The organism is Caldisericum sp., assembly GCA_022759145.1.
Classification (GTDB): Bacteria; Caldisericota; Caldisericia; order Caldisericales; family Caldisericaceae; genus Caldisericum.
In genome coordinates, this window is the sequence record JAEMPV010000032.1 from 55,456 (window position 1) to 63,717 (window position 8,262).

Consider the following 8,262-nt stretch of genomic DNA (forward strand, 5'->3'; position numbering starts at 1 on the left):
ATGGAAGAAGCCCTCCTCTGGGAACCACTTGAAGGGAAAAAGGTAAAGTGTAACTTATGCAACTTCAGGTGTATAATTCCTGAAGGTAAGGCGGGAAATTGCAAAGTTAGAGTTAATAAGGAAGGAAAACTTTATACCCTTTTAAATTCGTATGTTTCTTCGTATGCGTTAGACCCCATAGAGAAAAAGCCAGTATTCCATTATTATCCCGGAAGCGGGGTGCTATCTTTTGGAACATGGGGATGCAACTTCCGTTGTAGAGGATGTCAAAATTACGAAATTTCACGAATAAAAGAACCGAATTTTGACTTTTCTCTAATATCTTCAGAAATACCCCCGGAGGAGGCAGTTAACTTAGCACTTCGCTACAAAGCAAAAGGAATTGCCTGGACTTATAACGAGCCTACTATTTGGTTTGAGTATACCTACAAAACAGCGCAACTTGCAAAAAAGAGCGGTTTATACACTGTATATGTAACAAATGGATCTATAACAAAAGAAGGTCTTGATGTAATTGGTCCTTATCTTGATGTCTTTAGGGTTGATATAAAGGCGTTTTCTCAGGAAACATATAACAAAATCACACCAATTTTTGATTTCCATAAAATTCTTGAGAGCGTTATTTACGCAAAAGAACGATGGAATATGCACATTGAAGTTGTAACAAACATAATCCCGACAATCAACGATAAATTAGATGAATTGAGGGCTCTTGCTCGTTGGATACGAGACAACCTTGGAAAAAAGACCCCTTGGCATGTAACAAGATTTTATCCTTACCTTGACCTTGCATATCTTTATCCTACACCGGTTGAAACTCTTGAAACTGTTCGAGAAATGGCTATGAATGAAGGACTTAACTTTGTTTACATTGGAAATGTCCCGGGGCATCCCTATGAAGATACATACTGTCCAAAGTGCAAAAGAAGAGTTATCAGAAGATCTGGTTTTGACATTGTAGAAAACCACACACATAATGGAAAGTGCGATTTTTGCGGGGAGGATTTAGGAATTGTCGAATAAAAAACTTGTTTCACTTTTTTCAATTCTTTTTCTTTTGGTAGTTTTGTTTTTTTATTTGTCTAACACATATACTTCTGTTGAGATTTATAGCATGGACACTGTCATTGATATTAAAGTCTGGGGAATAAACAGATTTAAGGCTGTTAAGGATATTGAATTTGAAATAAACAAGTTGAGCGCTTTATTTGACGATTTTAGTCCAAATTCTGAAGTAACCCTTATAAACAACAATGCAGGCATAAAACCTGTGAAAGTTTCATATGAAACACTTGATATAATAACAAAGGCAAAAGATATGTATGATAAAACTGATGGAAATTTCAACATAATGATTGCACCAGTTTTAAAATTGTGGGGATTTAAAAGTGGAGATTTCAGAGTACCAGAGAAAAGCGAAATCGAAGAGGCCCTTAAATTAACTGACATTAACGACCTTATAATAAGCGGAGATGAAGTTTTTTTAAAGAAAAAAGGTGAATCAATTGACCTTGGTGGTATTGCTAAAGGTTATGCACTCGACAAAGTAAAAGATATTATTGAAAACGATAATGTGACAAAAGCTGTTATTAATATGGGAGGAAATGTTTTTGTTTACAGTAAGAATAATAATGAGATTTTTACAATAGGCATAAAACATCCACGCGAAAATGGAATAATTGCAACTGTCAAAGTAAAAAGTGGAACATTTGTTGCAACTTCTGGTGACTATGAGCGTTTTTTTGAATATAAAGGCGTGAGGTACTGCCATATTTTTGACCCAAAAACAGGATTTCCAGCAAATAAGATAGTTTCAGCTACCGCTATAACGAAAACTGGCTATGTGGGCGATGTCCTTTCAACTGCGATGTTTGTTGAGGGGAAAGACGGCGCTTTTGAGTTAGCGAAAAGATTGAATGCCTCATGTATTATAGTCGATAAAGAATTGAATGTTTTTTATACGGATGATTTAAAGGGAGTTGTTTCAGTTGAAAACAGGTGACAAGATAATTTTGATTATCGTAATTTTGTCGCTTTTAGTTGGAATTATAGTAAAAGAAATAGGAATTAGTAATACCTCTACAAAATTTGTTGTGATCATGGCTGATGGAAAGGTTTATGAGAAAATTCCCCTTATTCCTAATTTAAAACCAAGCACAATAATGGTAAAAAGTAAAGAAGGTTATTTGTATGTGGAAATAGATAATGGGAAAGTTCATGTTTTAGATTCAACATGTCCTGATAAACTCTGCATTAAGCAGGGTTGGATATCAAATGTTGGAGAAACAATAGTCTGTCTTCCAAATAGAATTACAATATCTATTGTAGGAGGAAACGAGAGTGTCGACTCAATTTCATACTAATTCACATCTGAAAAAGATTGTATATTTATCTGTCCTAATTTCCATTGGTGTAGTTCTGAATCTCATAGAGCCACCGCAACTATTTTTGCCTGGTGCAAAACTTGGTCTTGCAAATCTTTCTACAGTGCTTTCGATTTTACTTTTCAATGGTTTCTACGGGGTTTTGGTTGCACTCTTAAGAACTATTATTGCGCAGATTTTTAGAGGTCAGTTTATTTGGATTTCCTTTGGCACAAGTTTCTTCGGTGGAGTTTCTGCAGCACTTGTTATGGCAGTAGTCTACCACCTATTTAAGAAAAAGATAAGTATTGTAGGAGTTTCTGCACTGGGAGGTATTGTAAATAATATTGCTCAGGTACTTTTTGTGTTTGCAGTTACAAGAAATGCTGTGTTTTTGTATTATCTTTTCTTTCTTATTCCCATAGGGGGAGTTTCGGGTTTTATTATTGGAATTTTATCTCAGGCTGTATATAATAGGTTGAATAAAGTATGAAAAAATTTGCTTTTGGAAGGTTTATCCTTTTTTTGACTGTGGGTCTAATTTTGGGAACTGCACTTGGCATTTTCATTGGAAAAGTATTTCCAGTATTTGATTATGGCTTAAATGTGGGAATACAAAATTTAAATGTTAATCTTGTTTTTATTGACCTCTCTTTTGGTTTGCAGATTAAGTTGAATGTAGGGTCTGTTATTGGAGTAATTATTTTTATCTTGCTTTTTACGCTAACATGAAATTTATTCTCGCAAGCGCTTCGCCTCGGCGAATTGAATATCTTAAAAAGTTTGGTTTTGATTTTGAGGTAAAAAAGGCAAAAGTAGAGGAAATTGTTTTTGAGAACGACCCTGTAAAAACAGTAATTCATAATGCGTATTTAAAAGCCTACTCATTGGGAATTGCTGAGTCTATTCCCGTAATTGGGATGGATACTGTGGTTGAAATTGATGGAAAAATTTTGGGAAAGCCAAAAACCAAAGATGACAATTATAAAATGATAACGGCTTTATTAGGTAAAGTTCACAAAGTTATTACTGGTGTTGTTGCTTTAAAAGGTGAATTAAGTATAATTGACTATGTGATTTCTCTTGTTAGATTTCGAAAAGATGTTGATATTGGAATTGTAAAGGCTTATATTGAAACAGGAGAAGGGCTTGATAAGGCAGGTGGATATGCAATTCAAGGGCTTGGCTCCATTTTTATTGAAGAAGTTAAAGGACCTGTTGATAATATAATTGGAATTCCAATTTTAAAAGTAAACGAGATATTAAAAATAATGGAAGAGGTGTAATATGGGACTATTTTCAAAAGAACTTGCGATTGACTTAGGAACTGCGAATACTGTTGTGTATGTTAGAGGAAAAGGCGTTGTTTTAAGAGAGCCTACAATTATTGCTCTTGATCATAACAAAAGAGTAGTTGCCGTAGGAAACGAAGCAAAAGCAATGGCTGGAAGAACGCCTTTTGAGATTGAAGTTAAGAGACCAATAAAAGATGGTGTTATAAATGATTTCGAAACAACGGAAGCGCTTCTTGATTATTTTATATCCAAAGCGGGTGGAAAACGGGGGATTTTTAGACCAACTGTTTTGATAGGTGTTCCAAGCGGAGTAACACCTGTAGAGAAAAAAGCGGTTATAGATGCAGCAATGCATGTTGGTGCAAGGCAAGCCTATGTTATTGCAGAGCCACTTGCTGCAGCAATAGGTTCAGGACTTCCGATTGAGGAAGCAAGAGGTTCTATGATAGTCGATATTGGAGGCGGAACAACGGAGGTTGCCGTAATTTCCTTAAAGGGAATAGTTGTAGGGAAATCAACCCGTATTGCAGGCGACGAGATGAACGAAGCAATAATTAACTATATAAGAAGGCAGTATAGCATTCTCATAGGAGATGTTACTGCCGAGCAGATTAAGATGAAAATAGGAAGTGCATTTCCTCTGGATAAGGACGAAAAAATGGAGATAAGGGGAAGAGATCTTATTGATGGTCTTCCAAAGTCAATTTCAGTGACATCCGAGGAAATTAGAAAAGCGCTTCAGCCTATACTTGAAGAGATACTAAATGTAGTCAAGGCAACCCTTGAAATTACTCCTCCGGAACTTTCATCTGACATCATGGATAGAGGTATAATGCTTTCAGGTGGTGGTGCTTTGCTCAAGAATATTGACAAATTTTTGGCTCATAGGACGGGTATCCTATTTACAGTTGCTGAGGATCCGTTATCATCCGTTGCGCTTGGAGCAGGAAAGGTTATAGAGAATTTCGACTTCTACAAAGATGCAGTCTCCTCGTGAAAAGATTGTTTTGTATGCAATTACAGCACTTATACTTTTGGTTTTTATTGCAGGTCTTGCAGGTTATGGTATTACCATAAAGTCTGTCTATGAGTTTCTTATTTTAAGACCTGTTTCTTCCGTTTTAAACTTTATAAACCAAACTTTCACTTCTCTAAATGATTATTTACTTTCCATTAGATATGGAAAAACCCTTATTGCTGAAAACGAAAATCTTAAAAACTACATTGCTACTCTTGAGAGCAGATTAAAAATGCTTTTAGGAAATTATTATGAGAATGTTGAACTTAAAAACCTACTCGGAATAAAATCGAAAGTTAAGTTTGAGACTCTTGGATGTAGCGTTACTATGTTCAGTAAAGTGGGAAATTTTATGATAATTGACAAGGGAAAAGATTCTAACCTTAAAGTTGATATGCCTGTTGTTTATTCCATTGATGGAAATACACTCTTTCTTGTAGGAAAAATCATTCAAGTGTCGGCAAACTCGTCTAAGGTTACTCTTGAAACAAGTCCTAACTTTAAAGTTGGAGTCAAAAATGTTGCTCGTGGTGGAATTGATATTGCAGAGGGTAACGGAGAAACTTTGACAGTTAAAAGACCGTTCCCTGGTGTAAATGATACAATTTCGGACGTTTTTGTAACAGTCGAAGAAAGTGGTATTTTTCCACCAGATATTGTTGTAGGAAAAGTTGTATCAATTAACAAAGTAAGTTCTGTTGAAAATGAGTTAACGCTTTTTCCAATGATAGATTTTTACACTATAAGGAATGTTTTGGTTGTGACATCTTATGGGAAAAAATAAACTTATTTTTACTCTTATTTTTGTGTTCTTTTTTCTTTTTGATGTTGCTACGAATTTTAAAACCAATTTTTTAGTTTCCCTTTCTTTCGTTATTTCTATATTTCTTTTAGAAGACTCACCAATTTATATACTCTATCTTTTGCTAATTGATGCTTTTTTCAGTAGTTTTATTGGAGTTTTTGCACTCCCCATTACTTTGGGAGTAATTATTTCTAATCGTGTAGCGTCGCATTTTAAAATTCCTTATTTTTTACAAGTTTTAATAGTAGTTGCCTTACAATTTTTTGTGCTAATTCCAGCAACCAACAATCCTCAATATGTATTTGAATTTTCTTTTCTTACATATTTGTTTTCATTTGCGTTTTTGATTTTTGTAAAGAAGGTTTTCTATGAACAGGAAAAAATTAGAGTTTAATTTCATACTTTACCTTTTAATATTTATTCTATTTTTTACACTCTTCGGAAGGGCTTACTACTTACAGGTAATAAAAGGTGATTACTATAACGAGTTATCTCAATATAGAAGCATTAGGGTTTTAATAACTCAGCCGATGAGAGGAAGAATCCTTGATAGAAATGGTGTTGTTCTTGCTGAGGATATTCCTTCTTATAATGTTTCAGTTGTGATGGAAGATGTAAAGAATCCTAAAGAAGAGTTTGCTTTGTTATCCTCTATCATTGGTATGACGGTTAATGAAATAGAAGATAAAATTAAAAAAGCAAACTTACCTTCATTTGAAACTGTTTTGATTAAAAGAGATATCTCTACAAAAGAGAGAATTCAAATCGAGGAAGCCCTCGATAGGTTGCCAGGCATAAATGTTATTACTTCTTATAAGAGATTTTATCCATTTAAAGAAATTGGAGCATGTTTCATAGGTTATGTTGGACCAGTTACGATGGATGATATAAAAAGCGATCCGTATTACGATATAAATGATAGAATTGGTAAGCAAGGTCTTGAACTGCAATATGAGAAATACCTGAGAGGTATAAAGGGAAAGAAAGAAGTTCTTGTCGATGCATTTGGAAGAATTGAGTCCGTGCTCTACGAAGAGGAACCAATCGCAGGAGATGACATATACTTAAACATTGATATAAATATTCAAAAAAATCTTGAAAACATTATAGGTGATAAAACAGGCGTTGCTATAGCAATGAACCCAAAAACTGGCGGAATAATCGCAATGGTATCTCATCCTACATTTGACCCTAACTTATTTGTTAACGGTATAAGTGAAAAAGACTATAATTCGCTTTTGGAACAGAATGCCTTAATAAACCGCGCAATACAGTCAAGATATCCACCGGGTTCAACTTTTAAAAGTCTAACTCTCATAACTGCTTTGGAAAAGGGAATTATTACAAAAGATACTGTTATAGATTGCGGGGCTTATATAACAATTGGTGGTAGGAATTTCAAAGACTGGGTATATCCAAGGGCGTTTGGGAAACAAACACCATCTGAGGCCCTTGCTAATTCAAGTGATGTCTTTTTCTATAAACTTGGTCTTATGACTGGTGCTGATAACATAAAAAATATGGGAGACCTTCTAAAAGTACCCGAACTAACAAATGTCGACTTACCCTTTGAGATAAAAGGAATTATCCCTTCACCTCAGTGGAAAGAAAGTGTTGTAGGCGAACAGTGGTATTTAGGCGATACGGCGAATATGTCCATAGGGCAAGGATTTGTATCATTAACTCCTCTTGAGGTTGCAACATTTTATCAATTAATTGCAAACAACGGAGTAGGGCTTACCCCACATTTCCTCTCAAAGATTATTTCTCCGAAGGGTGAAGTTATTCTTGAATATAAGCCGATAGTTCGGGTTGAATATAAATTTAAGCCTGATACATTAAACACAGTGAAAGACGGACTCGAAGGTTTGTCGAATAAGCCTGATATGAAGATAGTGAGAGTAAATGGTGTTTCGGTTTGTTCAAAAACTGGAAGTGCAGAAGTTGGCGATAAGGAAGGCAATGTGCACCACTGGCTTGTATCTTTTGCACCAAGAGAAGATAGTTCTGTATTAGGTCTTTTATTTTTCGAGTATTCAAAGTTTCCTTCGTCTCACTCGCTTGCTCCTCTTATGAGAGACTTGCTTAAAAATTTTTTTTGAGTAAAAATATGTAAGGAGGAAATCTATGAAAGATATTGTAAGTCTTAAGGGAATAAATGGAGATGTGGTTTTAAAAATTGACCCTAATGCTCCTTTTACTGAGGTTCTTGATAGAATCAAGTCTCTTATCGAAAGCGAAAGAAATTTCTTTAGCAAAGGCTTCTTATCGATTGATACGCAAGGTCGTGAGTTGAGCAAGGCTGAAATAAGTGATTTGGAGGGAGTTTTTAATGGAATAAATGTTTCCTTCAGGATTAATGAAGGAGAAAAAGTCTTTGGAAATGTATCTGAGAAACCGCAAGAAGGTGCTTTTGTTATTGACCATACGGTAAGATCTGGTCAGAAAGTTGAATACGATGGGGATATTATTATTTTGGGTAATGTGAATCCCGGTGGAATTGTTAAATCAAAATCGAGTGTTTATGTATTCGGAGTTATTAAAGGAGAGGTTACAGCAGGAAAAAGAGTTGTTTCCCTTGGATTCCAGCAACAAGCCCTTGTAGTAAATGGGATGGAAATAGATGCAAAAACTCCAGAAAAAAGCAGAAAGCCTTACATAGTCGAGACCGACGGAGACAAAAAGGTTTCTATAGTTCCTTTGGATGAAAGAGAAGCAAAGCCTGTAAGGAGACGAAGAAATGGGTAGGTCAATTGTTGTAACCGCAGGAAAAGGTGGAGT

Annotated in this window: 11 protein-coding genes; all 11 read left to right on the forward strand. The window is 35.1% G+C overall.

The window, feature by feature from the left end; all coding sequences use genetic code 11:
• Genes amrS through JHC30_02400 form a run of 11 tightly spaced genes read left to right on the forward strand, consistent with a single transcriptional unit; the run spans nucleotide 1 to nucleotide 8,229 of the window.
• On the forward strand, nucleotides 1-1,023 hold the full coding sequence (gene amrS, locus JHC30_02350) for an AmmeMemoRadiSam system radical SAM enzyme (protein MCI4462996.1): 1,023 nt from the start codon (nucleotides 1-3) through the stop codon (nucleotides 1,021-1,023).
• Nucleotides 1,013-2,002, forward strand: a complete 990-nt coding sequence (locus JHC30_02355) for an FAD:protein FMN transferase (GenBank protein ID MCI4462997.1) — start codon at nucleotides 1,013-1,015, stop codon at nucleotides 2,000-2,002. The genes amrS and JHC30_02355 overlap by 11 nt, the downstream gene beginning before the upstream one ends.
• On the forward strand, nucleotides 1,989-2,363 hold the full coding sequence (locus tag JHC30_02360; protein ID MCI4462998.1) for a NusG domain II-containing protein: 375 nt from the start codon (nucleotides 1,989-1,991) through the stop codon (nucleotides 2,361-2,363). Before JHC30_02355 ends, JHC30_02360 begins: the two co-directional genes overlap by 14 nt.
• Nucleotides 2,341-2,856, forward strand: a complete 516-nt coding sequence (locus tag JHC30_02365) for a Gx transporter family protein (protein ID MCI4462999.1) — start codon at nucleotides 2,341-2,343, stop codon at nucleotides 2,854-2,856. The genes JHC30_02360 and JHC30_02365 overlap by 23 nt, the downstream gene beginning before the upstream one ends.
• On the forward strand, nucleotides 2,853-3,095 hold the full coding sequence (locus tag JHC30_02370) for a DUF4321 domain-containing protein (GenBank protein MCI4463000.1): 243 nt from the start codon (nucleotides 2,853-2,855) through the stop codon (nucleotides 3,093-3,095). Before JHC30_02365 ends, JHC30_02370 begins: the two co-directional genes overlap by 4 nt.
• Nucleotides 3,092-3,649: a septum formation protein Maf gene (gene maf / locus JHC30_02375; protein ID MCI4463001.1), complete on the forward strand. Its 558-nt coding sequence runs from the start codon at nucleotides 3,092-3,094 to the stop codon at nucleotides 3,647-3,649. Before JHC30_02370 ends, maf begins: the two co-directional genes overlap by 4 nt.
• Nucleotide 3,650: 1 nt before the next feature.
• Complete coding sequence (locus JHC30_02380) at nucleotides 3,651-4,655, forward strand: rod shape-determining protein (protein ID MCI4463002.1); 1,005 nt, start codon at nucleotides 3,651-3,653, stop codon at nucleotides 4,653-4,655.
• A gap of 10 nt (nucleotides 4,656-4,665) precedes the next feature.
• A complete protein-coding gene (locus JHC30_02385) occupies nucleotides 4,666-5,460 on the forward strand; it encodes a rod shape-determining protein MreC (protein MCI4463003.1) in 795 nt (264 codons plus the stop codon).
• Nucleotides 5,447-5,875, forward strand: coding sequence for a hypothetical protein (locus JHC30_02390; GenBank protein MCI4463004.1), 429 nt, complete (start codon nucleotides 5,447-5,449; stop codon nucleotides 5,873-5,875). Before JHC30_02385 ends, JHC30_02390 begins: the two co-directional genes overlap by 14 nt.
• Entirely contained in the window at nucleotides 5,850-7,583 is a 1,734-nt protein-coding gene (gene mrdA / locus JHC30_02395; protein ID MCI4463005.1) for a penicillin-binding protein 2, read from the forward strand. The genes JHC30_02390 and mrdA overlap by 26 nt, the downstream gene beginning before the upstream one ends.
• A 25-nt stretch (nucleotides 7,584-7,608) precedes the next feature.
• The gene (locus JHC30_02400) at nucleotides 7,609-8,229 is read left to right on the forward strand and encodes a hypothetical protein (protein ID MCI4463006.1); all 621 of its coding nucleotides are present in this window, start codon (nucleotides 7,609-7,611) and stop codon (nucleotides 8,227-8,229) included.
• Nucleotides 8,230-8,262: the final 33 nt, after the last annotated feature.

Bases quoted from the DNA above. Each gene is read 5' to 3' on its own strand.
- maf (MCI4463001.1), top strand. From the start codon at position 3,092: ATGAAATTTATTCTCGCAAGCGCTTCGCCTCGGCGAATTGAATATCTT.
- JHC30_02370 (MCI4463000.1), top strand. From the start codon at position 2,853: ATGAAAAAATTTGCTTTTGGAAGGTTTATCCTTTTTTTGACTGTGGGT.
- JHC30_02390 (MCI4463004.1), top strand. From the start codon at position 5,447: ATGGGAAAAAATAAACTTATTTTTACTCTTATTTTTGTGTTCTTTTTT.
- amrS (MCI4462996.1), top strand. From the start codon at position 1: ATGGAAGAAGCCCTCCTCTGGGAACCACTTGAAGGGAAAAAGGTAAAG.
- JHC30_02380 (MCI4463002.1), top strand. From the start codon at position 3,651: ATGGGACTATTTTCAAAAGAACTTGCGATTGACTTAGGAACTGCGAAT.
- JHC30_02400 (MCI4463006.1), top strand. From the start codon at position 7,609: ATGAAAGATATTGTAAGTCTTAAGGGAATAAATGGAGATGTGGTTTTA.
- mrdA (MCI4463005.1), top strand. From the start codon at position 5,850: ATGAACAGGAAAAAATTAGAGTTTAATTTCATACTTTACCTTTTAATA.